The sequence below is a fragment of the Halorussus marinus genome (assembly GCF_004521895.1).
Classification (GTDB): Archaea; Halobacteriota; Halobacteria; order Halobacteriales; family Haladaptataceae; genus Halorussus; species Halorussus marinus.
Map to the genome: position 1 here is coordinate 190820 of NZ_SBIR01000004.1, position 24913 is coordinate 215732.

Genomic DNA, 24913 nt, shown 5'->3' on the forward strand with positions numbered 1-24913 from the left:
ATAAACGGTCGCGACCGCGTCACTCGTCGGTCAGCGTCGGCCGGACTTTCTCGATCGCGGCCTCGAAGTGCTTGTGTTGAATCTCGATCTCGTGGGCGTTCGCGTCGGCCTGCTCGACGCCCCACGCGTCGGCGGCCTCCCGAATCGCCCGCATCGAGGCGTCTCTGACCACCGCTTCGAGGTCCGCGCCGGTGTACCCCGCGAGGTCGGCCGCGAGTTCGTCCAGATCCACGTCGTCGCCGATCGGCTTGTCGCCGGCGTGAACGTCGAGGATCTGGCGCCGGCCGGTCTCGTCGGGCGCCGGGACCTCGACGTGTTCTTCGAGGCGACCGGGCCGCAACAGCGCCGAGTCGAGCGCGTCCCGGCGGTTCGTCGCCGCGAGCACGATCAGGTTGGGGTTCTCCGCGAGGCCGTCCATCTCGGTGAGCAACTGGGAGACCACCCGCTCGCTGACCTCCGCGCCGCCGCCCATCCCGGCGCCGCGCTGGCCAGCGATCGAGTCGATCTCGTCGAAGAAGACGATGGCGGGGGAGGCCTGCCGGGCGCGGTCGAATATCTCCCGGACCGTCTTCTCGCTCTCGCCGACGTAGCGGTCGAGCAGTTCCGGGCCGTCGACGTGGATGAAGTTCACGTCGGTCTCGCCCGCCAGCGCCCGGGCCAGAAGCGTCTTGCCGGTCCCCGGCGGGCCGTGGAGGAGGATCCCGGTCGGCGGCTCGGTCCGGGTCGCCTCGAAGAGATTGCGGTACGCCAGGGGCCACTCGACGGCCTCGGTGAGCGTCTGTTTGGCCGTTTCGAGGTTGCCGACGTCGTCGTAGGTGGTGTCGGGCGACTCGGCGACGAACTCCCGCATCGCCGAGGGGTCGACCGACGCCATCGCGGTCTCGAAGTCCCGTCGGGTCACCTCGACGTCCATCAGCTCCTCGTCGTCGGCCCCGGCGTCCCGGGCCCGCCGGAGCGCGGCCATCGCGGCCTCGGTCGCCAGCGCGTGGAGGTCCGCGCCGACGAAGCCGTGGGTGCCGGCCGCGAGCCGGTCGACGTCGACGTCGTCGGCGAGGGGCATCCCGCGGGTGTGAACGTCGAGAATCTCGCGACGCCCCGCCTCGCCGGGGACCCCGATCTCGATCTCCCGATCGAACCGTCCGCCCCGCCGGAGCGCGGGGTCGATTGCGTCGACGCGGTTGGTCGCGCCGATCACGATGACCTGCCCGCGGGATTCGAGCCCGTCCATCAGCGACAGGAGCTGGGCGACCACGCGGTTCTCGACGTCGCTCTCCTCGTCGCGCTCGCTCGCGATGGCGTCGAGTTCGTCGAAGAAGACGATCGTGGGCGCCTCCTCGCGGGCCTCCTGGAAGATGTCGCGGATCCGCTCTTCGCTCTCGCCTTTGTACTTGCGCATGACCTCCGGCCCCGAGACGGTGATGAAGTGGGCGTTGACCTCGTTGGCGACCGCCTTCGCGATCATGGTCTTGCCGGTCCCCGGCGGGCCGTACAGCAAGACGCCCTTCGGGGCGTCGATGCCGAGCCGCCGGAACAGCGCGGGGTTCGACAGCGGGAGCTCGACCATCTCGCGGACCCGCCGGAGCTCCTCTTCGAGGCCCCCGATGTCCTCGTAGGTCGCGCCCGTCGGCTCGTTGGGCGCGTCGTCGTCGCCGCTCAGAACCGGGATCGAGGTCGGCGTCGAATCGTCGCCAAGCGACACCGACACGTCCGTCTCGGCCGAGACCCGGACGACGCCGTCCGGATCGGTCGCGGCGACGTGGAAGGTGCCGGCGTCGCCGAGGCGTTCGAGTCGGACGCGCTCGCCCTCCTTGACGGGGCGGTCCCGAAGCGCGCGCTTGAGTGCGGTCTCTAAGGTCTCCCGATCGTCGGCCGAGAACTGCGCGGTCGGCGACAGCCTGACGGCGTCGGCGTCCTCGACCGAGATCTTCCGGACGGTGACGCCGTCGCCGATGCTGACCCCCGCGTTCGTCCGGGTCTCGCCGTCGATCTGGACGACGCCGGACCTGACGCCGGTGCCCGCGGGCCACACCTTGACGACGGTGTCGCGCTCGCCTTCGATGACCACGGTGTCGCCGCTCAGGACCCCCAGCGTCGCGCGGGCCGACTCGGGGATGCGGGCGATCCCCCGGCCGGCGTCCCGCTTTTCGGCGCCCTGCACGGTGAGTTCGACCGCGGCCGATCCCTTCGCGTTCATGTCAACCTCTGATAGCTCTACCGCCTTGAGGATTCCCCTGTCGGGCGGGACGTGAATCTCCGGACCGACACCGCGACCGGCCCGCGTCTCGGGGCAAACGATTTACTTTCGTGTGCTGTACCATCGAACATGGTGGTCGAAACCGAGCGCGACGACATGACGTGGTACAAGTGCGAGGGTTGCGGCATGATGTTCGACGACGAGGGCGACGCCGAGCAGCACGAAGAAAACTGCGACCACGAGGACCCCTCGTACATCCAGTGACGGCCGCGCCGACCCGCCACACTCGATCCGGGTCGGCTCGACTCTCCGAACGGCTCAACTCTCCGAACGGCTCAGAGGCCGGCGCGTTCGCGGTGTTCGGCCGCCAGTTCCTGCGCGTGGCGCTCGGATTCACACGCCTCCCACCGGACCCGTTCGGCGTCGGCGTACGCCAGCGCGTCCTTGAGTTCGTCCCGCAGGACGCCCCACTCGACGGACAGAACCTCGCCGTCGGCGTCGCCGAGTTCGTACACGCCGTACCGTTCGGGGACCGACCCGACCGTCGTACGCGAGAGTTCGCGCCAGCGTTTCGGGAGGCTCATTCGTCGACGAACTCGTAGGAGGACTCGCCGAGCTGGTCCTCCTCGAAGACGAACACCCGACCCCGGGCGACTTCCGGGTCGGCCTCGATCTCGATGGCGTAGCCGTCCATCCGCACGTCGACGCCGGGGAACAGCGACTCCGCCTCGCCGGGGTCGAGCATCACGCGCCCGACGCCGGTCTCTTCGAGGATCTCGTCGTGGGTGTTGCGGTCGTTGACGTACATCAGCACGCCCTCGGTCTCGGTCGGATCGGTGACCAGCACCTGCACGAGCTTGCCCGGTTGGGTCCGGAGCGTGCCGTCGACCTTCGTCGGCACCCCGTGGTAGAACGTCTCCCGGCCGTCGGTGTACTCGACGACGATACCGTCCTCGGTCAGCTCGACGCCGAGCGTGTCGGGCGCCACGTCGTTGCGCGCGCTCATGGCCGGGAATTGGCGAGGTATCGGGAAAAGGGACGCGCTTCGGACGGCGGCGCTCGTCGGCTCCGGAGTCGGTCTTGCGCCAACCACCAGCGTCAATACCCCCCGCGAGAGACGGACACACATGGACGGTCGAGCCTCGGCGCCCGCGGCGGGAACAGTGCTGAACGCCCTCGCCTGCGGCAAGGGGTCGGCGTTCGCCATCGACGCCGAGACGACCGCGACGGTCGAACTCGACGACTCGGGGACGGTCGCCGGCGAGATCGCGGACGCGCCCGACGCCGACACGGAGCTGATCGAACGGTGCGTCGAGCGCGCGCTCGCGGAATACGGCGACGGCGATCTCTCGGGCGGGTCGGTTCGGACCGACAGCGAGGTGCCGATGGCCGCCGGGCTCAAGAGTTCGAGCGCGGCGGCGAACGCGACGGTGCTGGCGACTCTCGACGCGCTCGGGATCGCCGAGGAGGTGCCACGGGAGGCGGCCTGTCGGCTCGGGGTCGAGGCGGCCCGCGACGCCGGCGTGACGGTGACCGGCGCGTTCGACGACGCGAGCGCGAGCATGCTCGGTGGCGTCACGGTCACCGACAACCGGACCGACGAACTGCTCGCCCACGAGGACGTTTCGTGGGACGTGCTCGTGTGGACGCCGCCCGAGACCGCCTACAGCGCCGACGCCGACGTCTCGCGGTGCGAACGCATCGCGCCGGTCGCGGAGTTAGTCGCGGACCTCGCGCTCGAGGGCCGGTACGCCGAGGCGATGACGGTCAACGGCTTCGCGTTCTGCGCGGCGCTGGAGTTCCCCGCCGACCCGATGCTGTCGGCGCTCCCCGACGCGGCCGGCGTCTCGCTGTCGGGGACCGGACCGAGCTTCGTCGCGGTCGGCGAACGCGAGGCGCTCGCCGGGGTCCGCGACCGATGGAACGAACTGGAGGGTACGACATGGTTGACGACAACACGCAACGACGGCGGCCGGACGAGATGAGCCTCGCGGAGCTCCGCGAAGAGATAGAGACGATCGATCGGGAAATCGTGGAACTGATCGCGCGCCGGACCTACGTGGCCGAGACGGTCGCGGAGGTCAAAGACCAGCGGGACATGCCGACGACCGACGAGGACCAAGAACAGCGCGTGATGGACCGGGCGGGCGCGAACGCCCAGAAGTTCGACGTCGACGACAACCTCGTGAAGGCGATCTTTCGGCTGTTGATCGAGCTGAACAAGGTCGAGCAACGCGAGAGCAGGTAACACCGAGCGCGGCGCCGTCGACTCGTGCTGTTCGTGCGTAGTCTCACTCGACCACCCGGAGGGCTCCCCAGAGGGCGGTGGCGAAAATCACGCCGGCGACGGACAGCGGCACTCGCATCCACACGCCAGCGGCGCCGGTCAGAAGTTCACGCTCGGGTGAAATGCGACGTACACGACCGGTGGGACGACGAGCAGTGCGAGCAGAACTGCACCGACCAGTTGCGCGAGGTCGACGAGACGCATACCGCCTTCCATAAGCCAGATTGCATAATCGGGCCTCAAGCCGGAACACCGGAAGCGTCGCTAACGGGACCCAGGATAGTCAGAGCGGCCGTCTACGAGTCGACGTCGGGCGGCGTCTTGACGAGGTTCCGTCCCCGCTTCCAGATGTCGGCACGAATCCGTCTTCCCGAACTGGTGAAGACGAGCGCGGCCGCGAGTGTTATCGAGAGGCTCCGAACCGAAACTTCGCTCCACGGTGAGAGCGTCCCTTCGGAGACGACGAACAGGCTCCCGCCAAGAGTCAGTAGAGCGTGCGAAGCCAGTTCGGCGATGAAGTAGCCGCCACCGGCCGAAAGCGAGGGGCGGAACCCCGCGATCCAGAGTACGGCGACGACGACAGTTCCGAAGACCAAGCCGGCTCCCATCGAAGAGAGCGGACCCGAGACCGGGACTGCATCGGCTACGTCCCATCCGAGATCGAAAAACGAGGGCCCGACGAGCAACCAGACGAAAACGAGATGAAACAGCGACGACTCCCCGTTCGAAGGATCGGACGAGGGTCGGTGCATTACACCGTCCTCGGGGAGGGTGTTTCAAAAACGTTCGGATGAGGCGCGTCGCGGTCGTCCCCGACTTCTCTCGCGTCGTCCGAGTCAGTACTCCCAGCGGCGTTCGATCCGGTCTGCCACCTCGGGGTGTGCGTCCCGGAGCGTCTCGACGTCTCGCTCGCCGTCGACGTTGACGACGTGGACCTCCCCGCGCCGCCCGGAGTAGACGTCCTGAAAGTCGTAGACGACGCCGAACACGTCGGTCCCGTCGGGGACCTCGTCGCTCTCGCGGAGGAACGCCACCTGCCGGTCGACGTTGTACTCGACGAGCCGGTTGATCGCCGCCGCCCTGTCGAGGTCCGCCGGGAGCGCCTCGACGCCGGGTTCGAGGTGGGGCGCGAGCAGATCGAGGCAGTGGTCGATCCCCGGGGGTTCGGAGACGCCGTCGGTCAGCGCGTCGTACGTCGCCGTCACCGCGCCGCATCCGGTGTGACCCATCACGACGACGGTGTCGGTGCCCGTGTGCTCGATCGGATAGAGGACGTCGCCCGAGACGACCTCGCCGTCGGCGGTCTGCTGGACGACCCGGTTGCCGATGTTACCGCAGGTGAACAGCCGGCCGGGCTCGTCGTTGCCCCAGACGTGGTCCTGGAGGACTCGCGAATCGGAACAACAGACCGTGACCGCCTCGGGGTGCTGGGCGTCCTGAACCGCGTCGAATCTGGTCTCGAAGTCGGCGGCGTGGGCCGCGTTCCCGTCGAGCAGTTCGCGGAGCGTTCGCGACATGGTTCTGCAGACGCGCTCGGGCACCTATATGTTTGTTCTCTCGGTCGACCGCTCCTCGCGTGATCAGTAGCGTTCGGCGAGGTCGTCGAGCGCCTCGTGGCGCTCGGTGGTGTGGGGCGCGGTCAGCGGCGAGACGCTGATCTTGCCCTCGTAGACCGCTCGCCGGTCGGTCCCCTCGGGGTCCGGGAGCGTGTCCGACTCCATCTGCGACCAGGTGTTGTCGTGGAGCGAGACCACGCCGTCGCCGTCTCGGGTCGCGTCCATGTCGTAGACGTGGGAGGGCCGGGTCACCACCATCGGCGTGTGCTCCTCGGTCGGGAGAGGCGCGTTGACGTTGAGGTACTCGGCGTGCTCGAACACGCCCGCGTCGGGAGCTTCCTCGACGAGATACCGCACCGACTCGGCCACCTCGGCGTACTCGTCGACCGCGGTCTCGCGGGGCCACTCGTCGTTGGGGACGTGGAGCGAGGCGGCGATCGCGGGCACGCCGAAGAACGCGGCTTCGACCGCGGCGCTGACGGTGCCCGACCGGCCGAGGATGTGGGCTCCGAGGTTCGCGCCCTTGTTACAGCCCGAGACCACCACGTCCGGGTACGGCCCGATCTCGGCGAGGCCGGCCACGACGCAGTCCGAGGGCGTGCCGTGGACCGCGTGGCCGAGTTCGTGGTCCTCGACGGCCACCTCGTAGGACATCGCCCGGCCGACCGCGCTCTGGTCGTCGGCGGGCGCGACGGTGGTGACGTTCCCGACCGCCGCGAGTTCGTCGTAGAGGGCGCGGATGCCGGGGCTGTCGATCCCGTCGTCGTTGGTCAGCAGGATCTCGAGGGAGTCGGTCATGTGCGTGGTGTCGGAGCGCCGGGTCAAAAGCGCTCGGTTCCCGAACCCGGCGGTCGTGCCACCGGAAGGCATATGTCCCGAAGCGATAGTTCCCCGAGGACGCATGTCGACTCGACGGAAACAGCACTCGCTGGTGGTCCGGGCGCTCTGGTACCTATTCGTCGGCTGGTGGGCCACCGGGCTGTGGCTCACGGCCGCGTGGGTGCTCACGGTGACGATCGTCGGGCTCCCGGTCGGCATCAAGATGATAAACGCCGTCCCGAAAGTGCTGACGCTCAAAGAGCGGTCGGGGTCGCTGGTCGCGGGCTCGGGGGCGCGCGAACAACCGAATCTGGCGGTTCGGGCCGTCTACTTTCTGCTGGTCGGATGGTGGGCCAGCCTCGCCTGGATGGGGCTGGCGTACGTGGTCTCGCTGACCGTGGTCGGGCTCCCGGTCGCCGTCTGGCTGTACAACCGCCTGCCGTACGTGACGACCCTCTATCGGTACTGAGTCGACCGGGACGTTCCGACCGCGGCGTCGGACGCCGTCTCACGGGGGTGTGGGCTCGGGTCGCCCCGTCAGCGACGGGACGCTGACGTTGATCGGCGGGACCGCGTCCTCGAACGCCCGCCGCGATTCCCAGTAGCGCTCGGACAGCGAGTAGTCGAGCGAGCCGCGTCGCCACCAGCTGTCCCGGTCGGTCATCGTCCACGGGTTCTCGGTGGCCGCCCTCGACGCCCGCCAGCCGTCGGCGTGCCAGTCCTCGACCGCCTCGCAGTAGTTCCGCAACCGGACCCGGGTCCCGGGCTCGTCGGCGGGCGCGTACTGGTGCCAGGGTTCGACGACCCGAAGCCGGACGTGCGAGCCGTTCATCGGCAGGTCCGACGGCGTCTCGGTGCCCTTGACGTAGTGGTACGCCGAGTAGATGATCCGCCGTACCTCCCCGGTGTCGTCGTCGACCAGCACGTAGACGGGTTCGCGGTCCTCGGCGTGGCTGTCGACGGTCAGCGTCCCCTTCTGTCTGGGGTACCGCAGGAAGTAGACGTACGCCGTCGTCTCGCGGTCGGGCGAGGAGTAGACGCCGCCGTAGCTCGCGGTCGGCTCGACGTCGAGGTGTCCGATCGCGGTCGTCGGCTGGTAGGCCTTCAGCGCCGACTCGTCGTACGTACACTCGGGGGGTCGGTCCCGTCGGCGCCGACGCCCGACGCGGCCCCGACGACCGAGATCAGCGCCACCGCGAGCACGACCGCGACCGAACGCGTCCTCACGCTCGGATCTACCCGCCTCAGAGACTTAAGCGAGGTGGCGGATCGCCCGACGGGTCCCCGGTCTCACCGCCGCGCGGGGTGGTCCTCGGCCAGCGCCGTCCGGCCCGCCTCCTCGAAGAGGTTCTCGCGCAGGGTCTGGCCCTCGTAGGCCTCGCGGACGAGTCCGCGGTCCCGAAGCTCGGGCACCACCATGTCGACGAAGTCCTCTAAGGTCCCCGGTCGGACGATCTCCTTGAGGTTGAAGCCGTCGACCCCCACCTCCTCGTGCCAGTACTCGAGCCGGTCGGCGACCTGTTCGGGGTCGCCGACAACGACCGGCGAGGTGGTCCCGAGCCCCGCGAACTCCGCGACCTCGCCGACCGTCCAGTCGCGGTCGGGATCGTTCTTGGTGAAGGCGTTGATCGCGCCCTGGATCGCCTCTGTCTCGATGTGCTCGACCTTCTGGTCGGGGTCGAGCTCCGAGAAGTCGAGGTCGATGAACCCCGCCAACAGCGCGAGCGTCGCTTCGGTGTCGACGTTCTCGGCGTAGGTCTCGTACTTCTTGCGTGCGATCTCCTCGGTCTCGCCGACCACGGGGACGATGCCCGGGAAAAACCGGAGGTCGTCGGGGTCCCGGCCGCGCTCGGCCGCCCGCTCGCGCATGTCCTCGATGTAGTCGCGGACGCCTCGTTCGGTGGGCTGGCTCACGAAGACCGCCTCGGCGTTGTCGGCGGCGAACGCCCGGCCCCGCTCCGAGGAGCCGGCCTGATAGAGCACGGGCGTGCGCTGAGAGGATGGCTCACAGCCGTGGGGGCCGGGAACGTCGAAGTACTCGCCCTCGAAGTCGATGGCCTCGACCCCGTCGGGGGCCGTGTACACCCCGGTCTCGCGATCCCGGACCACGGCGTCGTCGTCCCAGCTGTCCTCCCAGAGGGCGTAACAGACGTCCATGAACTCGTCGGCCCGGTCGTAGCGTTCGTCGTGGTCCATCCGGTCGTCGACCCCGAGGTTGGCCGCGGCGCTCTCCAGATACGAGGTGACGATGTTGAACGCCACCCGACCGTCGGTGACGTGGTCGAGCGTCGACAGCTCGCGGGCGAGCTGGTAGGGGTGGTTGTACGAGGTCGACTTCGTGACCGCGAACCCGAGGTGGTCGGTCACAGACGCCATCGCGGGCACCAGATACGCGGGGTCGTTCGAGGGCGTCTGGATCGCGTTCTCGATGGCGGTCTCCCGATCGCCGCCGTACACGTCGTAGATGCCGCGGACGTCCGCGAAGAAGACGCCGTCGAAGCCGCCCCGTTCGGCGGTTCGGGCCACGTCGAGCCAGTAGTCGAGGTCGGTGTAACGGTGGGACTGATCGCCCGGAGTCCGCCAGTTGCCCGTCGTGACGTGCTCGACGGAGTTCATCGTGAACAGGTTCAGATGGATGTAGTCGGCGGCCATTACCGGATCACTCGGCCGGATCGTCCAAAAGGCGGCTGATACCGGCGAGATACGGGGCCGATCTCTGACGGCCCGCGGGTCAGTCGCCGGCGGTCCCGCCGGCCCGTCGCGCGCCGTCGATGAGGTCGGCGATGGCCCGGCGCTTGAGCACCACGAACCCGGCGAACACGACGCCGAACCCGACGACGGTCAGCGGCGTGATCGACTCGCCGAGCACGACGACGCCCGCGATGGTCGCCACGACCGGAACGAGATACGAGACCAGTGAGGTTTCGAGCGCGCCCCGGACCTCAAGCAGCGTGAAGTAAATGAGGAACGCGATCGCGGTCGCGAACACGCCGAGGTACCCGACCGCGGCGCCCGCCGCCGGGGTCGACGGGAGCGCGAACGGTTCGCCCACGCCGGCGCTGACCGCGTGGAGCAAGACGCCCCCGACGAACATCGACCACCCCGACAGGGCGGCGTTGTCGAGCGTCGGGCTGGCGCGCTGAACGAGCACGCCGCCGAGCGCCACGCCCGCGACCTGGAGGAGGATGAAGAGCCGACCGACGAGCCCGCCGGTCAGGTTCGCGGGGTCCGGGCGCACGATGAGCGCGACGCCGGCGAACCCGAGCAGGATGCCGACCGCGCCCCTCGCCGAAACTCGCTCTTCGGGGAGGAGGCCCAGTGCCCACAGCGACGTCACGATCGGGACGAGACTCTGCATGATGGCGGCGACCCCGCTGGGGACCGTCTGCTGGCCGACGAACAGGAACGCGTTCGCGCCGACCAGAAACACGCCGCCGGCGAGGACGGCGCCGAGGTTCGCCCGGTCGGTGGGCCGCCACGTCGCGCCGCCGAAGACGGCGTACCCGAGCAACAACACGGCGGCGATGTCGTACCGGAACGCCGCGAACAGGATCGGCTCAAGCGTCTCTAACCCGACCGAGATCGCCAGAAACGAGAACCCCCACAGGGTCGCGAGGAGGACGAAGAGACCGGCGGTGGCAAAGCGGTGGTTCACGCCGTGTCGAAGTGTCGCCGGACAATTATTCCTCCCGGTTCCGGCACGCTGGACGCCGCCGCCTGCGGTTCCGAGAGCAGGGTCACCCCCGGACGAGCGTCCCGGGGTCCTCGCCGGCGAGGAACGCCTCGAGGGCCTCGGGGCCGAAGATCGCGGCCGGCGCGTCCAGTTCCAACAACGCCCGGACCTTCCCGGCCATCCCGCCGGTCACGTCCGTGGCGTCGCTCCCGCCCAGCGACGACGCCACCGCCTCGTACGACCGGATCTCCGGGACGACGTCCCCGGCGTCGTCGAGCACGCCCGGCACCGTCGAGCAAAATCCCACCCGGTCGGCGCCGACGCCCTCGGCGACGGCGCCGACAGCCTCGTCGCCGCTCAGGATCGTCACGCCCTCGCCCGCGTGGGCGACCACGTCGCCGTGGAGCACCGGCACGAACCCCTCGCCGAGCATGGTCTCGACCTGTCGGGTCGGGAGGTCGAGCGCCGCCGTCTCGTCGCGGCTCGCCGCCGAGAAGGGGTGGACCGGCACCGCGGGCACGCCCCGGTCGTGGAGTCGCGAGAGGACGAACTCGTTGAGCGTCTTCATGGCGGCGTGGATCTCGACCGCGGCGGTCGCGTCGGCCGACCCGTCGGTCTTCGAGACGCCGTGTTCGCTGGCGTGGTGGTGGCCGAAGCTCCCGCCGCCGTGGACTACCACGAGGTCGGCGACGTCGCCCGCGGCCAGCGCGTCGGCGACGGCGTCGGCCGCCGCGTCGAGCGCAGGGCCGTCGAGGGCCTCCGGGCGGTCCTTGTCGGTGATGACGCTCCCGCCGAGCTTGAGGACCGTCGTCATCGGTCCTCCACGCGCACGCCCTCGGTGTCGAGTTCGGCCCGAAAGGCGTCCTCGCACCCGGGCGTGAACTTGAGCGCGGTCTCGGTGCCGTCGCTCGGGTCGAGCGCCACGATACAGCCGCCCCCGCCCGCGCCGGTGAGCTTCGCGCCGAGGGCGTCGGCGTCGCGGGCGGCCCACACCATGTTGTCGAGCGACCGCGAGGAGACTCCGAGCGCTTCGAGCAGGCCGTGGTTGAAGTCCATGAGCCGGCCCAGCTCCTCGAGGTCGCCGTCGGCCAGCGCCCGCTCGCCCCGACGGACCAGATCGCCGATGCCCGAGACGGTGTCGGCCGCGAAGTCGTACTCCTCGCGGAGCGCCCGTACGCCCGCCACGAGCTCGCCGGTGTCGCCCGCGCCGCCGTCGAACCCGATCACCAGCGGGAGCGCCGGCGCCTCGATGGCCCGGCAGTCGTCGCCCTCCACCCGGACCGCGCCGCCGGTCGCCGAGCAGAAGGTGTCGGCCCGCGAGGCCTCGCCGTCCTGGACGGCGAGTTCGGCGCGATAGGCGCGCTCGGCGATCTCCTCGGTCGAGAGCTCGACGCCCAGTTCGCGCGCGCCGGCGTCGATGCCCGCGACCGCGACCGCGGCCGACGAGCCCAGCCCCCCGCCGAGCGGGATCTCGCTCTCGACGGTGATGTCGAAGCCGGCCTCCGGCGCGTCGGCCGCGTCGCGTGCCTGCTCGACCGCGGCGTCGACGTAGCCCATCCCGGCCTCGACCAGCGATTCCGCGACGTCTACGTCCGGGGCGGCGTCGCTCGCCGAGCCGTACTCCACGGTGAACCCGTCGAGGCTCAGATCCTCCGCCCGGACCCGGATGCGATCGTCGTCGCGCTCCTCGGCGGTGACCTGCGCGCGGCGCTCGATGGCGCAGGGCACCGCGGGCTCGCCGTAGACGACCGCGTGTTCTCCGAACAGATACACTTTGCCCGGAGCACTCGAAACGACCATGCGCGTGGGTTTCGGGCCGGGGATTAACACGTTTGCGGACCGCGTCGGCCGATTCGACCGATTTATGGTCGCCACGCGGTACGGTCCGCGTGTGACAACCCCACCCGAAACCGAGCGCCGGGACGTCGTCGAGACCGTCCACGGCGAGGAGGTCCGCGATCCGTACCGATGGCTGGAGGGCGACGACGAGGCGGTACACGAGTGGGTCGATCGGCAGAACGACCACACCGACCGCCACCTCGACGGCGACGCCCGCGAGGACCTCGCGCCCCGGATGGAGGCCCGCGCCGAGGTCGCCGACTACGGCGTGGTGGTCGCCCGCGAGCGGGGGTACTTCCAGCGGGTCGAAGCCCCTGACGAGGACCGCGCCCGGCTCCTCTTTCGGCCGCGTCTCGACGCCGAGCCCGACGTGCTCGCCGACCCCAACGAGTGGGCCGGCGAGGAGTCGCTCGACTGGTTCGCCCCCTCGCCGGACGGGTCGCTGGTCGCGTACGGCGTCGCGGAGGGCGGCGACGAGCAGTACGACGTGACGGTCCTCGACGTCTCGTCGGGCGAGGTCCGCGACGTGCTCCCCGACCGGGGTCGGACCGGCCCCGACGGGCTGGCGTGGACCGACGAGGGCTTTTACTACGTCGCGACCGGGTCGGCCGCCGACGGCGAGCAACTCGACAAGGAGCTACGATACCACGAACTCGGCACCGACGCCGACGACCCGGTGTTGACCGACGAGGTCGGCGAGCACGTCTGGCCCCAACTGGAGACCGAGGACGGGCGGCTCGTCGTCGCCTTCCACCAGGGGTGGACGACCTCGACCGTCCACCGCTGGGAGGGGTCGCCGACCGACGGCGAACTCGTCGACGTCGTCGCGGACGCCGACGCCTCGTTCCGACCGCTGGTCCGGGACGGCGTGGTCTATCTCCGGACCGACTACGAGGCGCCGAACGCCCGGATCCTCGCGTGTGACGTCGACGCCGTCGAGGTCGACCCCGACGACCTCCGGGAAGTGGTGCCCGAACGGGAGGCCATCCTGACCGACGCGGTGCTGGCCGGCGACTCGCTCGTCGTCCACGACCAGCGCGACGCCCACTCGTCGCTGTCGGTGTACGACCTCGACGGCGGCGGTCGCCGGGAGGTCGACCTGCCGGGGTACGCCGCAATCGGCCGGGGGGCTCTCCGGGGCCATCCCGACGCCCCCGAAGCGTTCTTCCGCGCCCAGTGGTTCGACCGCGCGCCGCGAGTCTCGCGACTCGACGCCGAGACCGGCGAGACCGAGGTGGTCAGCGAGCGCGAGACGACCGACGAGGAAATCGACCTCGCGGTCGACCAGCGGTTCTTCGAGTCGGCCGACGGGACCGAGATCCCGGCGTTCGTAGTCCACCGCGAGGGGCTCGACCGCGACGGCGACAACCCGACCGTCCTCTACGGCTACGGCGGCTTCCGGGTCTCGCTCACGCCGAGCTACGACCGGTTCCGGACCCCGTTCTTCGAGGACGGCGGCGTCTACGTTCAGGCGAACCTCCGCGGCGGCGCCGAGTACGGCGAGGACTGGCACCGCGCGGGGATGTACGAGAACAAGCAGAACGTCTTCGACGACTTCCACGCCGTCGCGGAGGGGCTGATCGAGGCCGACTACACCAGCCCGGACCGGCTCGCCGCGATGGGCGGTTCGAACGGCGGACTCCTCGTCGGCGCGGCGATCACCCAGCGTCCCGACCTGTTCGGCGCGGCGGTGTGTGCGGTCCCGTTGCTCGACATGCTCCGGTTCCACGAGTTCCTGCTCGGCGCGTCGTGGACCACCGAGTACGGCGATCCCGACGATCCGGAGGCGTTCGCGTACCTCCGGGAGTACTCGCCGTACCACAACGTCGAGGAGCGAGCCTACCCGTCGGTGCTGTTCAAGACCGCCGAGGGCGACAGCCGGGTCCACCCGGGCCACGCCCGGAAGATGACCGCCCGGATGCAACACGCGACCACCGGCGACGACCCGATCCTGCTCCGGACCGAGACCGAGACCGGCCACGGCGCCGGCAAGCCAACCTCGATGGTCGTCCGCGAGAACCTCGACCGCTGGACGTTCCTCTACGACCAGTTGGGCGTCCAGCGGTAGTCGCCCGGACGCGAGCCGCGACCGCCGTCGCGGCGCAACGGCTAACTTTCCTCGCAGTGACGTATCCGATATGAAGCTCACGAGAACCGCCGCCGCCCTCGCGGGCGGACTCGGCTCCGCCGCGCTCGCAAACAGACTGCTCGCCTGGAAGGCCGGCGACCTCGACCCCGCGCTGGAGGGCCGTCAGGAGACCTACCGCTGGCGGGGGTTCGACGTCGCGTACACCGAGGCCGGCGACCCCGACGACCCGGACGTGCTGTTGTTGCACGGTGTCCACGCCGCCGCGTCGAACAAGGAGTTCGACCAGATCTGGAGCCAGCTCGCACAGACCCACCACGTCATCGCGCCCGACCTCCCCGGGTTCGGCCGCTCGGACCGACCGCCCCTGACCTACTCGGCGGCGCTCTACACCGCGTTCGTCGCCGACTTCGCCGAGGACGTGACCGACGATGCCGCCTGCGTGGCGTCGTCGCTGACCGGGGCCTACGCCACGCTCGCACAGCGACAGGCCGCGCCGTTCAACCGGCTGTTGCTGGTGTGTCCGACCGGTGAGACCGGCCCGCGCCGGACGTGGGTCCGGTCGCTGTTCCGGTCGCCGCTCGTCGGACAGGCGCTTTTCAACGCGCTGGTGAGCAAGGGCTCGCTCGACTGGTTCGACAACCGCGACGCCTACTCGACCGAGGCGAGCTACACCGAACAGGACGTCGAGTACCAGTGGGAGACCGCCCACCAGCCCGGCGCCCGCTTCGCGCCCGCCTCGTTCGTCTCGGGCTTTCTCGACCCCGACGCCGACCTCGGGGCCGAGCTGGCGGCGGTCGACGTGCCGGTCACGCTCGTCTGGGGCCGGAACGCGACCGTGACGCCCCTCGAAGAGGGCGAGGCGCTGGCCGAGCGCGCGGACGCAAAGCTCGTCGTCTTCGACGACGCCCGACTCCTCCCCCACGCCGAGCACCCGGGTCCGTTCCTCGACGTGCTGTTGGACGAGCTCACCGAGGAGTCGATCGAAGAACGCGACGAGCCCGTCGAGGAGGGCGTCGAGACGTAGCTACCGGAAGACGAGGATTCGCTCGCCGGTCGTCTCCGTCCGGGCGACGTCCGGAGTCACCTCGGCGCCGACCGCCACGTCCTCGGGCGCGGCGTCCCGGAGCTGACCGGTCAGCCGGACGCCGCCGAAGTCGACCACCGCGGTCACGTACGGGGTGTCGTCGTCGAACTCCGGGGCGGCGACGTGGACCGTCGTGTAGGTCTCGATCTCGCCGGTCTCGGCGAGCGGCGTCTCTCCGAGGTCGCCCGCCCCGCAGTGGGGACAGACCCGCCGGGGCGGCAACGAACCGTGGCCCTCCGGACACTCGAGGTAGAAGCCCTCGCCGGCCTCGACCGCGTCGAGGAAGTCGTCGAACCCCTCGTCGCGGACGCGCGTATCGTCGGTCATTCTGTCACCTCCAGAACGTGGACGGTGGTGCTCGCGACCGTCCCGCCGGCGTTGTGCGTGACCCCGACGTCGCCGTCCACGGCGTCGCTGTTGGGGTGGTCGCCCCGTAGCAGTCGGGTCATCTCGACCACCTGACTCGTGCCGGTGGCCCCGACCGGGTGGCCCTTGGCCTTCAGGCCGCCCGAGAGGTTCACCGGTCGGTCGCCGTCCCGGGTGGTCTCGCCGCGGGCCGCCGCGCCGATCGCCTCGCCGGGCGCGTAGAAGTCGAGGGCTTCGAGCGCGAGCACCTCCGCGATGGTGAAACAGTCGTGGACCTCCGCGGCCGCCACGTCCGCCGGCCCGACGTCGGCGTCGTCGTAGGCCTCCGCGGCCGCGCGTTCGGCCGCGGGCGTCCGAGCGAGGTACTGGCGGTCCTGGAGCGCCATCTTGTCGCCGCCCTGTCCCGTCCCGGTGACCGCGACCGGCGCCTCTAGCCCGTGGTCGCCGGCGTACTCGTCGCTGACGAGCACGACCGCGCTCGCGCCGTCGGTGATCGGGCAGGCGTCGTACAGCCCGAGGGGGTCGGCGACCATCGGGGCGTCGAGGGCCTCCTCGACCGAGATGGCGCGCTGGAACTGCGCATACTCGTTTTCGAGGGCGTTGTCGTGGTTCTTGACCGCGATCTCCGCGAGGTCCTCCCGGGAGCCGCCGTACGCCTCGAAGTACGCGCGGGCCATCAGCGCGTACGCCGCGGGGAACGTCATCCCGGCTCGGACCTCGTAGAGGTCGTCGGCCGCGATCGCGAGCGCCTCGGTCGTGCCCGCGGTTCCGAGGTTGTTCATCCGCTCGGCCCCGCCGACGAGCACCACGTCGGCCTCGCCGTTGCGCACGTCCTTGACCGCCTCCCGGAGCGCGGTGCCGCTGGAGGCGCAGGCGCTCTCGTAGCGGGTCGCGGGCGCGGTCACGCCCGCGGCCTCGGCCATCAGCGGGCCCTGATGGCCCTGGTGTTCGGCAAGTTCGCCCATGAAGTTGCCGTAGTTCAGTCCCTCGACCGCCGACCGGTCGACGCCCGCGTCGGCGAACGCGCGATCGGCCGCCTCCCCGAAGAGGTCCCGACCCGTCCGCTCGGGGTGTTTCCCGAAGTGGGTGAGGCCGACCCCAGCGACTCGTACGCCTGTCATACCGTCACGTACGACGCCGACGGTTAAGAAAACCGTTGGTCTCGGCGCGCGGTCGGGTCGGTTCGCCCGGACGGCCGGTCGGCGCCGACCGCGAGACCGAGGAGGTAGCTTTTCGTACCGCGAGTGAGTACCTTCGACCATGGGAATGAGGCCACCACCGTCGAACTCCGACGACGGCCCGGACGTCATCGAGTTCGGCATCGCCGAAGTGGCGGCCGCGCTCGACGACGGAGACGTGACGTTTCCGGCCACCGGCGAGGAGGTCGTCAGGGCGCTGTCGGATCCGGAGATCGACTACAACGCGAAGGGCCACGAGGTGCCCCTCTCGGAGGCTGTCGGCGACGTCGACCGCGACCGCTTCGAGAACAAACAGGAGTTTCTGAACGCGCTCCACCCGGTGTTCGAACGCTACCGAAACTCCCGGACGCCGGGCGTCTTCGAGCGATTTCGGGCCGCGCTCCCGCTCTGAGCCGGCGCCGCGGGCGGCTCACTCTCGCTGGACGTCGGCCTCCCGCTGGGCGTCGTCCTGGAGCTCGGTCCGTCTGATCTTCCCGGTCACGGTCTTGGGAAGCTCGTCGACGAACTCGATCTCGCGGGGGTACTCGTGGGCCGACAGCTCCTCGCGGACGTGGGTCCGTACGTCGTCTTTCAGCTCGTCGTCGGGGTCGGCGTCGTCGCTCGCCACGACGTAGGCTTTCACGATGTTGCCGCGCTCGCGGTCGGGTTTGGGCACGACCGCGGCCTCCGCGACCGCCGGATGCTCGCCCAGCGAGCTCTCGACCTCGAATGGACCGATCCGGTAGCCCGACGAGATGATGACGTCGTCGGCCCGCCCCTCGAACCAGAAGTAGCCGTCTTCGTCCAGTCTGGCGAGGTCACCCGAGAGGTACCATTCGCCGTCCGGCCCGTCGACGAAGCAGTCGGCGGTCTTCTCGGGCTTCTCCCAGTAGCCCGCGAAGAAACACGGGTACTCGCCCCGCTGGGCGATCTCGCCCGTCTCGCCGGGCGGGAGCACCTCGCCGGTGTCGGGGTCGACGACCGCGGCCTCGACGCCGGGCAAGGGCTTGCCCATGCTCCCGGGCTTGAGCGCCATCGTCGGGTAGTTGTTGATGATCATGTTCCCAGTCTCGGTCTGGCCGTAGGTGTCGTGGACCGTCACGCCCAGCGTCTCCTCGGCCCAGTCGACCACGCCCGCAGAGAGGGGCTCGCCGATCGAGAGGGCGTGGCGCAGATCGAGGTCCGCGCCGTCGAGGAGTTCCTCGTTCTCCCGGAGCATCCGGTAGGCGGTCGGGACGCTGAACAGCACGTCGATGGCGTACTCGTCGAGCAGGTCGGCCCACGTCGCCGCGTCGAACTCGCCCTCGTAGGTGAAAAGCGACGTGCCCCAGAACCACGCCCCGAGGGTGTTGATCGGGCCGGTGAGCCACCCGAGGTCGGCGGTCGACCAGTAGACGTCGTCGGGCTGGAGGTCGACCGCGTACCGCTGGGTGGCCCCGACGCCCGCGACCCACCGGTGTTTGTGGAGGACGCCCTTCGCCGGCCCGGTCGTCCCGCTGGTGTAGTACAGGAGCGCGTCGTCCTCGCCGCCCGTCCGGGCGGGTTCGTACTCGGGACTCGCCTCCTCGAGCGCGTCGCCGAACCGGACGTCGCCGTCGGGGACGACCCCACCGCGGTCGACCGTCAGGACGTGCTCGACCGACGGCGCGTCGTCGAGGGCGTCCGCGACCGTGTCGCGGTTGTCAGAGGTCGTCACGACGACCGAGGCGTCACAGTCGTCGAGCCGGTAGGCGATGCCGTCGGGGCCGAACCGCTCGTTGACGCCGCCGAACACCGCGCCGCGCTTGAGCGTGCCCACCAGCGCGACGTAATGCTCGGGGATACGGGGCATGTAGGAGAACACCCGATCGCCGCGCTCGACGCCCAGTTCTTCGAGGACGGTCGCGAACCGCCCCGACCGGTCGGCGAGTTCGGCGAACGTCGTCTCGGTCATCTCGCCGTCCTCGCTCACCTGATAGAGCGCGACCGACTCCCCGCCGTCGGCGTGTTGGTCGCAGACCTCGTGGCCGATGTTGAGCTCGCCGGGAGCGTCCCAGTCGGCCTCGGCGTACAGTTGGTCCCACGAGAACGACTCGCGTGCGTCGTCGTAATCGGGTAGGTTGTGACCGTCCACCATGCGCTCGGAAGCTACTCACGTCAGTGAAATAACTGTACCGGCGAGTCCGGGACGGCGAGCGACAGGCCCGCGACCTCACTTGAGCCGGCGCATCTGCTCGCGGTGGAGCGTCACGATGAGGTCCGACAGCACCCCGAACATCAGCAGTTGGACCCCGAACAGGATGGCGAACGCCGCGACCACCGCCAGCACCTCGTGGGAGACCCGCGGGCCGACGAACCACTCGTAGCCGACGTAGCCGGCGACCGCGACGCCGAACAGCCCGCTCAGCACGCCCACGCTCCCGAAGTAGAACAGGGGGTTGTTGGTCTTCGCGAGCTGGTAGAGGGTCAGCAAGATCACCCCGCCGTCCTGCACGGGATGGAGGTTGGTCTCGGACTCGTCGGGGCGGGCCTCGTACCGGATGGGGACGACCGTCGTCGGCACGTCGTGTTTCACGCACTCGACGGCCATCTCGGTCTCGACGCCGAAGCCGTCGGCGTCGAGGTGGAAGCGTTCGACCGACTCGCGGGTGAACGCCCGGTAGCCGCTCAGGATGTCCTCGAAGTCCTCCCCGTGGATCGTCCGGAACACCCAGTTGAACATCCCGTTGCCGGCCTTGTTCAGCCGAGTCATCGCACCCTCCTCCATGTCGGCGAACCGGTCGCCGATGACGTGCTCGTAGCGGCCCTCCAGCAGGGGTTCGAGCATCGCGTCGGCGTCCTCGGGCCGGTAGGTGCCGTCGCCGTCGAGCATCAGGACGTACTCGGCCTCGATGTGGCGGATCGCCTCCTGGATCGCCTGACCCTTCCCCGACCCGGACTGTTGGAGCACGCGCGCACCGTGCTCGCGAGCGATCTCTTGTGTCCGGTCGGTCGAGTCGCCGTCCACGACGAGGACGTTCTCGAACCCGCGGTCGGTGAAGCCGTCGACGACCTCGCCGATCGTCTCGGCCTCGTTCAGCGTGGGGATGAGCACGCACACGTCCTCGCGTTCGGCCATTGACAGGGAGTGGTCACCACTCCCGCAAAAGGCTTACTTCTCGCGCGCTCGCGGCGGTCGACCCTCGAACCCCAGCCGACGGCGGAACCCGCCGACCCGCCCGAGCGACGACCGTCAGCCTGTTATAATCCGATTTCGTAGTCGGGCGCATGAACGCTCTCGTCGCCGTCGCCGGCGCGCTGGTCGCGGTGACGGCCCTCCCGTATCTCGCCTTCCTCGCGCTGTACGCGTGGGTCCGCCCCGAGGGCTCGCCCGCCGACAAGCGCGAGGCCGAACCCGCCGTCAGCGTCGTCCTGCCGACGTACAACGAGTCGGGCATCGTCGAGACGAAACTCGACGACCTGCTCGAACTCGACTACCCGATGGAGAAGGTCGAACTGGTGGTCGTCGACTCCAGCGACGACGACACCCCAGAGCGCATCGAGTCGTATCTCGCCGACCGCGAGTACCCGGAACTCACCCTCATCCGCGAGGACGAGCGCCGCGGACTCGCGCCCGCGCTCAACGACGCGTACGCCGCCGCGGAAAACGAGATGGTCGTCAAGACCGACTGCGACTCCTACGTCGCCGACGACGCGCTCAGGGTGGCCGCGGCGAACCTCGCCGACCCCGAGGTGGCGGCGGTCACCGGGCGCAACGCCGAGGTGCTCGGCGGGAGCGAGGTCGAAGCGGGCTACCGGGGCGTACAGGCCCACGTCCAGACGCTCGAATCCCACCTCGACTCGACGCTCATCTTCCACGGCCCCTTCTCGGCGTTCGAGAACGACGCGGTCGTCCCGATCGACCCGAACTCGCTGGCCGACGACACCGAACTCGCGCTGAAGATCCGACGGGGCGGCGACCGGGTCGTCTTCGACCCCGCGGTCCGCTACGAGGAGGCCTCCCACTCGGACTTCGGCAAGCGCCGCCTCCAGAAGGACCGCCGCGGGATGGGCCTGATCCGACTGCTCGTCCAGCACCGGGACGCGCTGGGCAAGTACGGCAACTACGGCCGACTCGTCCTCCCGTTCAACTGGTGGTTCATGGTCGTCTCGCCGTGGCTGGTCGCGCTCGGCGCGCTCGCGGTGACCGCGGCCGCGGTGTCGGTCGTCGGCCCCGCGGGGCTCGCAGTCCCGGTCGCTCTCGCGGGGTTCGTCTGGCTCGGACAGAAGGACCTGCTCGGGCCACTGCAGGCGATCTACGCCGTCTTCGACTCGCAGGTGTCGTTACTCCACGCCGCGGTCGAGTTGCTTCGGGGCAAGGGCGACGGGACGTGGGAGGTCGACGAGGAACTGCGCGAGGCGTTCGACTGAGATGGAGATCCTGCAGGTCGCGCCGCGATACCCGCCCCACACCGGCGGCGTCGAGACTCACGTCGCCGAGATCAGCGAGCGGCTCGCGGCTCGGGGCCACGACGTGACCGTGTTCGCCGCCGACGCCGGCGCCGACGTTCCGGATCGGGAGACGCGAAACGGCGTGTCGGTCCGGCGCTTCCGGGGGTTCGCGCCCGGCGGCGCCTTCCACGTCGCGCCGGGGATCGCCCGCGCGGTCCGGCGGGTCGATCCCGACGTGATCCACGCGCACAACTATCACTCGCTACCGGTGCTGTTCGCGGCGCTCGGCGCCGGCGACGCGCGGTTCGTCGTGACGACCCACTATCACGGCGCGAGCGCCGACGACCTTCGGGACCGACTGCTCTCGCTGTACCGACCGGTCGGCGGGTGGGCGCTCGGCCGAGCCGACGCCGTGATCGCCGTCAGCGACTGGGAACGCGGCCGGCTCCGCGCGGACTTCGGAGCCGAGGCGACCGTGATCCCGAACGGCCTCGACGTCGCGCGGTTCGCCGACGCATCGCCCGAACGCCGCGACCGCCCATACTTGCTCTGTGTCGGCCGGCTGGAGGCGTACAAGGGCGTCCAGCACGCGATTCGGGCGCTCGCCGACCTCCCGGAGTACGACCTGCTGGTCGCCGGGTCGGGCGACTACCGCCCGGAACTCGAAGCGATCGCCCGAGAGGCCGGCGTCGCCGACCGCGTGACGTTTCTGGGTTACGTCGCCGACGAGCGCCTGCCCAGCCTGTACGCCGGCGCCGAGACCTACCTCGCGCTCTCGTCGTTCGAGTCGTACGGCATGACCGTCGCGGAAGCGCTGGCGGCCGGGACGCCGTGCGTCGTCCGGGAGGCCGGAGCGCTGGTCGACTGGACCGACCGCGATGACTGCGTCGGCGTCGCGGACGTCGACTCTACGGCCGTCTCCGAAGCCGTTCGTGAGGCCGCCGAGCGCGACGCCCCCACCGCCGTACTGCCGTCGTGGGACGACGTGAGCGAGCGCGTGGCCGCGGTCTACCAATCGTAGGGCGGGCGGCGATCGGCCCCTCGCGGCCCGCCGGCCCGTACGAGTAGCGTTTTAACGGTCGCCCGACTTCGGGCAGGTATGAACGTCCTCCTCGTCACGGTCGACTCCCTGCGCGCCGACCGGGTGAGTCCGGATGTGATGCCCGCGACGCGGTCGTTCGCGGACGAGGCGCTGGAGTTCGCCGAGTGCGTCGCGAACGGCCCCTCGACGCCGGCGTCGTTCCCGGCCATCCTCGCGAGCCGATACTTCGCCAGCATCGAGGGACTGGGCCTCCCGGAACCGGGCTCGGACGACGGCATCAGGACGCTGGCCGAGTCGCTCCGGGACGCCGGGTACGCCACCGCGGGCTACACCGACAATCACTTCGCGAGCGGTTCGTACCGCTACGACCGGGGGTTCGAGTCGATGTACGACGCCAGCGGCACGACCGAGGCGGGGCGGCTCAAGCAGTTCGTCCAGTCGAACCTCGACAAGGACGGCGCGGTGTTCAAGACGATAGAGACGGTGTACAACCGCGCCGACGCGCTGTTCGCGACCGCGACGGGCAACGACAGCGAGTACGAGCGCGCCGAATCGCTCAACGACCGCGCCATCGAGTGGATCGGCGACCAGACGGGCGAGTGGTTCACCTGGCTCCACTACATGGACGCCCACCACCCCTACGAGGCGCCCGAGGAGTACCAGCGTCAGTTTCTGGACGAACCGCTCGACCTCGCGACCTGTCGCGGGCTCTCGCGGAAGGGGACCCACCATCCCGAGGCAGTCACCGACCGCGAGTGGGAGCTGATCCGGAAACTCTACGACGCCGAGTGCGCCTACGTCGACGACCAGTTCGACGCCTTACTGGACGCCCTGCGCGAACGTAACGAGCTCGACGAGACGCTCGTCGTCTTCACCGCCGACCACGGCGAACTCGTCGGCGAGCACGGTCACGCGGGCCACCCGCCGGAGTTCTGGGAAGGCGTCCTCCGGGTCCCGCTGATCGTCTCTCACCCGGCGCGAAACGACGCCGAGCGCGCCGAGCCGGTCGAGGGGCAGGTCAGACTCCTCGACGTCGCGCCGACGATCGCGGACGCGCTCGGTCTCGATCCCCACGCCGGCTGGGAGGGCGAGTCCGCGCTCGCGGTCGCCGACGGCGAGGCCGACCCCCGCGAGTACGGGTTCGCCGACGTCGGTCGCCAGATCGAGTACGCGCGGTGTTGCGCCCGGCGAGCCGACGGCTGGAAGCTCCTTCGCCACGCCGACGACGGCGAACTCTGCTTCGACGTGAGCGCGACCCCCGAGGAGCGCCCGGAGGACGACCGTGGAGACGACGCCCCCGAGTACGGCGACCTCGCGCGCGCGCTCGACGATCATCAGGCGCGGATGAAGCGGTTGCGCGAGGGCGGCTCCGACGCCGTCGCCGAGGACGACGAGATGGTCGAACAGCACCTCAAAGACCTCGGCTACATGGAGTGATCAGAGGTATCCGAGCGCGCCGAGTTTCTCCTCGATATCGCCTCGTTCCGCATCGGGTTCTAGCTTCGGATCGTAGGTCTCGGTGTCGGTCGCGTTCGTCTCGTACCACGGCACCTCGCGTATCGCACGAATCGGTACCTTCGGATGACCGTAGACGCCCGCCTCTCCAGCCGCGTTGGCGTGATCGGCGCTGATGGCGACGCGTTCGGCTTCGAGGTTCTCCAGAAGAATTCCTACCTCTTCGAGAACGTAGTCGAGATTCGAGCGATACGACGACCAGACCGTCTCTTCGTCTAGTTCGCCGCGTCGGAGTCGGTGCCACGGCGAGTCCCAGCCCTCCCCGTCACCGAGAGTCTGCGCGTTCATACCATCAGTCAGAGGCTCCGGTATCGACGGGAAATGAGGCTGCATGTAATGAACGATGAGCCGTTCGTAGTCCTGTTCTCGACCGGCAGCGATAGCCCGATCGGTGACATGACGACCCGGGATCGTCCCCGTCTCGTCGTCCCACCCGTAGCGCCAAACTTCGTCGAGCGCCAGTAGGTCTTCATCGGACAGTACGCGCTTGCTGAACGGATTACCAGTGACGTAAACCGTATCGCGAAGCTCAGCATCGTGGTGTTCGGTAAACGTTCGCTCCATCCATTGGATCGAAGAACTGCCGACCGAAACGAGCGTATCCGGTTCGTCGAGAAAAGGATACTCGCCGGCGACTTCAGACATGAGATCCACCCGACAGGCATCGAGAACAACGAGCACGTCCCAGTCGCGTTCGAAAACGTGCTCGCCGCGAGAGTACAGGGGGTTCGTCCGACGGAGCCCGCCGATGTACAGTTCGTGAATGCTCTCTTTTATCCCTCGCGTTCCGTCCTCTGCGATCCGTTCGCGCGTCTCGGAAAGCCAGTCCGCCAGCGTCATCGTCTTACCACCTGAGAACGT

General features: G+C 69.6%; 27 protein-coding genes. 10 read left to right on the forward strand and 17 right to left on the reverse strand.

The genetic code is table 11. The features are described from left to right. Window positions 1–19: 19 nt before the first annotated feature. Window positions 20–2194 (reverse strand): CDC48 family AAA ATPase, encoded by a 2175-nt coding sequence (locus EPL04_RS06770; RefSeq protein ID WP_134670575.1) that lies wholly within the window; start codon window positions 2192–2194, stop codon window positions 20–22. A 129-nt stretch (window positions 2195–2323) separates the two neighbouring features. Here EPL04_RS06770 and EPL04_RS19310 point away from each other — a divergent pair, with 129 nt between their 5' ends. Further along, window positions 2324–2458, forward strand: a complete 135-nt coding sequence (locus EPL04_RS19310) for a DUF7128 family protein (RefSeq protein WP_280177949.1) — start codon at window positions 2324–2326, stop codon at window positions 2456–2458. A 71-nt stretch (window positions 2459–2529) separates the two neighbouring features. Here EPL04_RS19310 and EPL04_RS06775 read toward each other — a convergent pair whose 3' ends face one another. After that, entirely contained in the window at window positions 2530–2778 is a 249-nt protein-coding gene (locus EPL04_RS06775; protein ID WP_134670576.1) for a DUF7508 domain-containing protein, read from the reverse strand. Beyond that, entirely contained in the window at window positions 2775–3200 is a 426-nt protein-coding gene (locus EPL04_RS06780; RefSeq protein WP_134670577.1) for a DUF5796 family protein, read from the reverse strand. Before EPL04_RS06780 ends, EPL04_RS06775 begins: the two co-directional genes overlap by 4 nt. Window positions 3201–3321: 121 nt before the next feature. Here EPL04_RS06780 and EPL04_RS06785 point away from each other — a divergent pair, with 121 nt between their 5' ends. After that, window positions 3322–4179 (forward strand): shikimate kinase, encoded by an 858-nt coding sequence (locus EPL04_RS06785; protein ID WP_134670578.1) that lies wholly within the window; start codon window positions 3322–3324, stop codon window positions 4177–4179. Further along, on the forward strand, window positions 4137–4442 hold the full coding sequence (locus EPL04_RS06790; RefSeq protein WP_134670579.1) for a chorismate mutase: 306 nt from the start codon (window positions 4137–4139) through the stop codon (window positions 4440–4442). Before EPL04_RS06785 ends, EPL04_RS06790 begins: the two co-directional genes overlap by 43 nt. A gap of 335 nt (window positions 4443–4777) precedes the next feature. On the opposite strand, the gene EPL04_RS06795 is transcribed toward EPL04_RS06790, so the two are convergent. The 3 genes from EPL04_RS06795 to surE all read right to left on the reverse strand — a co-directional run bounded on the left by EPL04_RS06795 (window position 4778) and on the right by surE (window position 6835). Further along, complete coding sequence (locus EPL04_RS06795; RefSeq protein WP_134670580.1) at window positions 4778–5233, reverse strand: hypothetical protein; 456 nt, start codon at window positions 5231–5233, stop codon at window positions 4778–4780. Window positions 5234–5317: 84 nt separating this feature from the next. Further along, window positions 5318–5998 (reverse strand): carbonic anhydrase, encoded by a 681-nt coding sequence (locus tag EPL04_RS06800; protein WP_134670581.1) that lies wholly within the window; start codon window positions 5996–5998, stop codon window positions 5318–5320. A 63-nt stretch (window positions 5999–6061) separates the two neighbouring features. Then, entirely contained in the window at window positions 6062–6835 is a 774-nt protein-coding gene (surE, locus tag EPL04_RS06805; protein WP_134670582.1) for a 5'/3'-nucleotidase SurE, read from the reverse strand. 103 nt (window positions 6836–6938) lie between these two features. Here surE and EPL04_RS06810 point away from each other — a divergent pair, with 103 nt between their 5' ends. Continuing rightward, window positions 6939–7325 carry a YccF domain-containing protein gene (locus EPL04_RS06810; protein ID WP_134670583.1) on the forward strand — a complete coding sequence of 129 codons (387 nt, stop codon included), beginning with the start codon at window positions 6939–6941 and terminating at the stop codon, window positions 7323–7325. 39 nt (window positions 7326–7364) lie between these two features. On the opposite strand, the gene EPL04_RS06815 is transcribed toward EPL04_RS06810, so the two are convergent. From EPL04_RS06815 to mvk, 6 genes are all read right to left on the reverse strand, one after another. Beyond that, window positions 7365–7781 carry a hypothetical protein gene (locus EPL04_RS06815; protein WP_134670584.1) on the reverse strand — a complete coding sequence of 139 codons (417 nt, stop codon included), beginning with the start codon at window positions 7779–7781 and terminating at the stop codon, window positions 7365–7367. 179 nt (window positions 7782–7960) lie between these two features. Next, complete coding sequence (locus tag EPL04_RS19315; RefSeq protein WP_280633721.1) at window positions 7961–8083, reverse strand: hypothetical protein; 123 nt, start codon at window positions 8081–8083, stop codon at window positions 7961–7963. Window positions 8084–8146: 63 nt separating this feature from the next. Next, window positions 8147–9508: an LLM class flavin-dependent oxidoreductase gene (locus EPL04_RS06820; protein ID WP_134670585.1), complete on the reverse strand. Its 1362-nt coding sequence runs from the start codon at window positions 9506–9508 to the stop codon at window positions 8147–8149. A gap of 79 nt (window positions 9509–9587) precedes the next feature. Continuing rightward, window positions 9588–10511 (reverse strand): DMT family transporter, encoded by a 924-nt coding sequence (locus EPL04_RS06825; RefSeq protein ID WP_134670586.1) that lies wholly within the window; start codon window positions 10509–10511, stop codon window positions 9588–9590. 82 nt (window positions 10512–10593) lie between these two features. Then, on the reverse strand, window positions 10594–11343 hold the full coding sequence (locus EPL04_RS06830) for an isopentenyl phosphate kinase (protein ID WP_134670587.1): 750 nt from the start codon (window positions 11341–11343) through the stop codon (window positions 10594–10596). Then, window positions 11340–12329, reverse strand: a complete 990-nt coding sequence (gene mvk / locus EPL04_RS06835) for a mevalonate kinase (RefSeq protein ID WP_134670588.1) — start codon at window positions 12327–12329, stop codon at window positions 11340–11342. Before mvk ends, EPL04_RS06830 begins: the two co-directional genes overlap by 4 nt. 91 nt (window positions 12330–12420) lie before the next feature. On the opposite strand from mvk, the gene EPL04_RS06840 reads away from it, so the two are divergent. Both EPL04_RS06840 and EPL04_RS06845 read left to right on the forward strand, forming a co-directional pair. Then, a complete protein-coding gene (locus EPL04_RS06840) occupies window positions 12421–14436 on the forward strand; it encodes a prolyl oligopeptidase family serine peptidase (protein ID WP_245154538.1) in 2016 nt (671 codons plus the stop codon). A 70-nt stretch (window positions 14437–14506) separates the two neighbouring features. After that, complete coding sequence (locus EPL04_RS06845) at window positions 14507–15481, forward strand: alpha/beta fold hydrolase (RefSeq protein ID WP_134670590.1); 975 nt, start codon at window positions 14507–14509, stop codon at window positions 15479–15481. On the opposite strand, the gene EPL04_RS06850 is transcribed toward EPL04_RS06845, so the two are convergent. Both EPL04_RS06850 and EPL04_RS06855 read right to left on the reverse strand, forming a co-directional pair. Next, on the reverse strand, window positions 15482–15868 hold the full coding sequence (locus EPL04_RS06850; RefSeq protein ID WP_134670591.1) for a Zn-ribbon domain-containing OB-fold protein: 387 nt from the start codon (window positions 15866–15868) through the stop codon (window positions 15482–15484). Then, on the reverse strand, window positions 15865–17028 hold the full coding sequence (locus EPL04_RS06855; RefSeq protein WP_134670592.1) for a thiolase C-terminal domain-containing protein: 1164 nt from the start codon (window positions 17026–17028) through the stop codon (window positions 15865–15867). The genes EPL04_RS06850 and EPL04_RS06855 overlap by 4 nt, the downstream gene beginning before the upstream one ends. A 145-nt stretch (window positions 17029–17173) precedes the next feature. Here EPL04_RS06855 and EPL04_RS06860 point away from each other — a divergent pair, with 145 nt between their 5' ends. Continuing rightward, a complete protein-coding gene (locus EPL04_RS06860; RefSeq protein WP_209019583.1) occupies window positions 17174–17497 on the forward strand; it encodes a DUF5789 family protein in 324 nt (107 codons plus the stop codon). 18 nt (window positions 17498–17515) lie between these two features. On the opposite strand, the gene EPL04_RS06865 is transcribed toward EPL04_RS06860, so the two are convergent. Next, entirely contained in the window at window positions 17516–19201 is a 1686-nt protein-coding gene (locus tag EPL04_RS06865) for an acyl-CoA synthetase (protein ID WP_134670594.1), read from the reverse strand. 75 nt (window positions 19202–19276) lie between these two features. Then, complete coding sequence (gene aglJ, locus EPL04_RS06870; protein ID WP_134670595.1) at window positions 19277–20182, reverse strand: S-layer glycoprotein N-glycosyltransferase AglJ; 906 nt, start codon at window positions 20180–20182, stop codon at window positions 19277–19279. A 149-nt stretch (window positions 20183–20331) separates the two neighbouring features. Here aglJ and EPL04_RS06875 point away from each other — a divergent pair, with 149 nt between their 5' ends. From EPL04_RS06875 to EPL04_RS06885, 3 genes are all read left to right on the forward strand, one after another. Further along, window positions 20332–21474, forward strand: coding sequence for a glycosyltransferase (locus tag EPL04_RS06875; protein ID WP_134670596.1), 1143 nt, complete (start codon window positions 20332–20334; stop codon window positions 21472–21474). 1 nt (window position 21475) lies between these two features. Next, window positions 21476–22516 (forward strand): glycosyltransferase family 4 protein, encoded by a 1041-nt coding sequence (locus tag EPL04_RS06880; protein ID WP_134670597.1) that lies wholly within the window; start codon window positions 21476–21478, stop codon window positions 22514–22516. Between the two features lie 78 nt (window positions 22517–22594). Then, complete coding sequence (locus tag EPL04_RS06885; protein WP_134670598.1) at window positions 22595–23974, forward strand: sulfatase; 1380 nt, start codon at window positions 22595–22597, stop codon at window positions 23972–23974. On the opposite strand, the gene EPL04_RS06890 is transcribed toward EPL04_RS06885, so the two are convergent. Further along, a complete protein-coding gene (locus tag EPL04_RS06890) occupies window positions 23975–24892 on the reverse strand; it encodes a hypothetical protein (protein WP_134670599.1) in 918 nt (305 codons plus the stop codon). Between the last annotated feature and the right edge of the window lie 21 nt (window positions 24893–24913).

Coding starts and splice junctions, on each gene's coding strand:
- EPL04_RS06770 (WP_134670575.1), bottom strand. CDS start 2,194: ATGAACGCGAAGGGATCGGCCGCGGTCGAACTCACCGTGCAGGGCGCC.
- EPL04_RS19310 (WP_280177949.1), top strand. CDS start 2,324: ATGGTGGTCGAAACCGAGCGCGACGACATGACGTGGTACAAGTGCGAG.
- EPL04_RS06775 (WP_134670576.1), bottom strand. CDS start 2,778: ATGAGCCTCCCGAAACGCTGGCGCGAACTCTCGCGTACGACGGTCGGG.
- EPL04_RS06780 (WP_134670577.1), bottom strand. CDS start 3,200: ATGAGCGCGCGCAACGACGTGGCGCCCGACACGCTCGGCGTCGAGCTG.
- EPL04_RS06785 (WP_134670578.1), top strand. CDS start 3,322: ATGGACGGTCGAGCCTCGGCGCCCGCGGCGGGAACAGTGCTGAACGCC.
- EPL04_RS06790 (WP_134670579.1), top strand. CDS start 4,137: ATGGTTGACGACAACACGCAACGACGGCGGCCGGACGAGATGAGCCTC.
- EPL04_RS06795 (WP_134670580.1), bottom strand. CDS start 5,233: ATGCACCGACCCTCGTCCGATCCTTCGAACGGGGAGTCGTCGCTGTTT.
- EPL04_RS06800 (WP_134670581.1), bottom strand. CDS start 5,998: ATGTCGCGAACGCTCCGCGAACTGCTCGACGGGAACGCGGCCCACGCC.
- surE (WP_134670582.1), bottom strand. CDS start 6,835: ATGACCGACTCCCTCGAGATCCTGCTGACCAACGACGACGGGATCGAC.
- EPL04_RS06810 (WP_134670583.1), top strand. CDS start 6,939: ATGTCGACTCGACGGAAACAGCACTCGCTGGTGGTCCGGGCGCTCTGG.
- EPL04_RS06820 (WP_134670585.1), bottom strand. CDS start 9,508: ATGGCCGCCGACTACATCCATCTGAACCTGTTCACGATGAACTCCGTC.
- EPL04_RS06830 (WP_134670587.1), bottom strand. CDS start 11,343: ATGACGACGGTCCTCAAGCTCGGCGGGAGCGTCATCACCGACAAGGAC.
- mvk (WP_134670588.1), bottom strand. CDS start 12,329: ATGGTCGTTTCGAGTGCTCCGGGCAAAGTGTATCTGTTCGGAGAACAC.
- EPL04_RS06845 (WP_134670590.1), top strand. CDS start 14,507: ATGAAGCTCACGAGAACCGCCGCCGCCCTCGCGGGCGGACTCGGCTCC.
- EPL04_RS06850 (WP_134670591.1), bottom strand. CDS start 15,868: ATGACCGACGATACGCGCGTCCGCGACGAGGGGTTCGACGACTTCCTC.
- EPL04_RS06855 (WP_134670592.1), bottom strand. CDS start 17,028: ATGACAGGCGTACGAGTCGCTGGGGTCGGCCTCACCCACTTCGGGAAA.
- EPL04_RS06860 (WP_209019583.1), top strand. CDS start 17,174: ATGAGGCCACCACCGTCGAACTCCGACGACGGCCCGGACGTCATCGAG.
- EPL04_RS06865 (WP_134670594.1), bottom strand. CDS start 19,201: ATGGTGGACGGTCACAACCTACCCGATTACGACGACGCACGCGAGTCG.
- aglJ (WP_134670595.1), bottom strand. CDS start 20,182: ATGGCCGAACGCGAGGACGTGTGCGTGCTCATCCCCACGCTGAACGAG.
- EPL04_RS06875 (WP_134670596.1), top strand. CDS start 20,332: ATGAACGCTCTCGTCGCCGTCGCCGGCGCGCTGGTCGCGGTGACGGCC.
- EPL04_RS06880 (WP_134670597.1), top strand. CDS start 21,476: ATGGAGATCCTGCAGGTCGCGCCGCGATACCCGCCCCACACCGGCGGC.
- EPL04_RS06885 (WP_134670598.1), top strand. CDS start 22,595: ATGAACGTCCTCCTCGTCACGGTCGACTCCCTGCGCGCCGACCGGGTG.
- EPL04_RS06890 (WP_134670599.1), bottom strand. CDS start 24,892: ATGACGCTGGCGGACTGGCTTTCCGAGACGCGCGAACGGATCGCAGAG.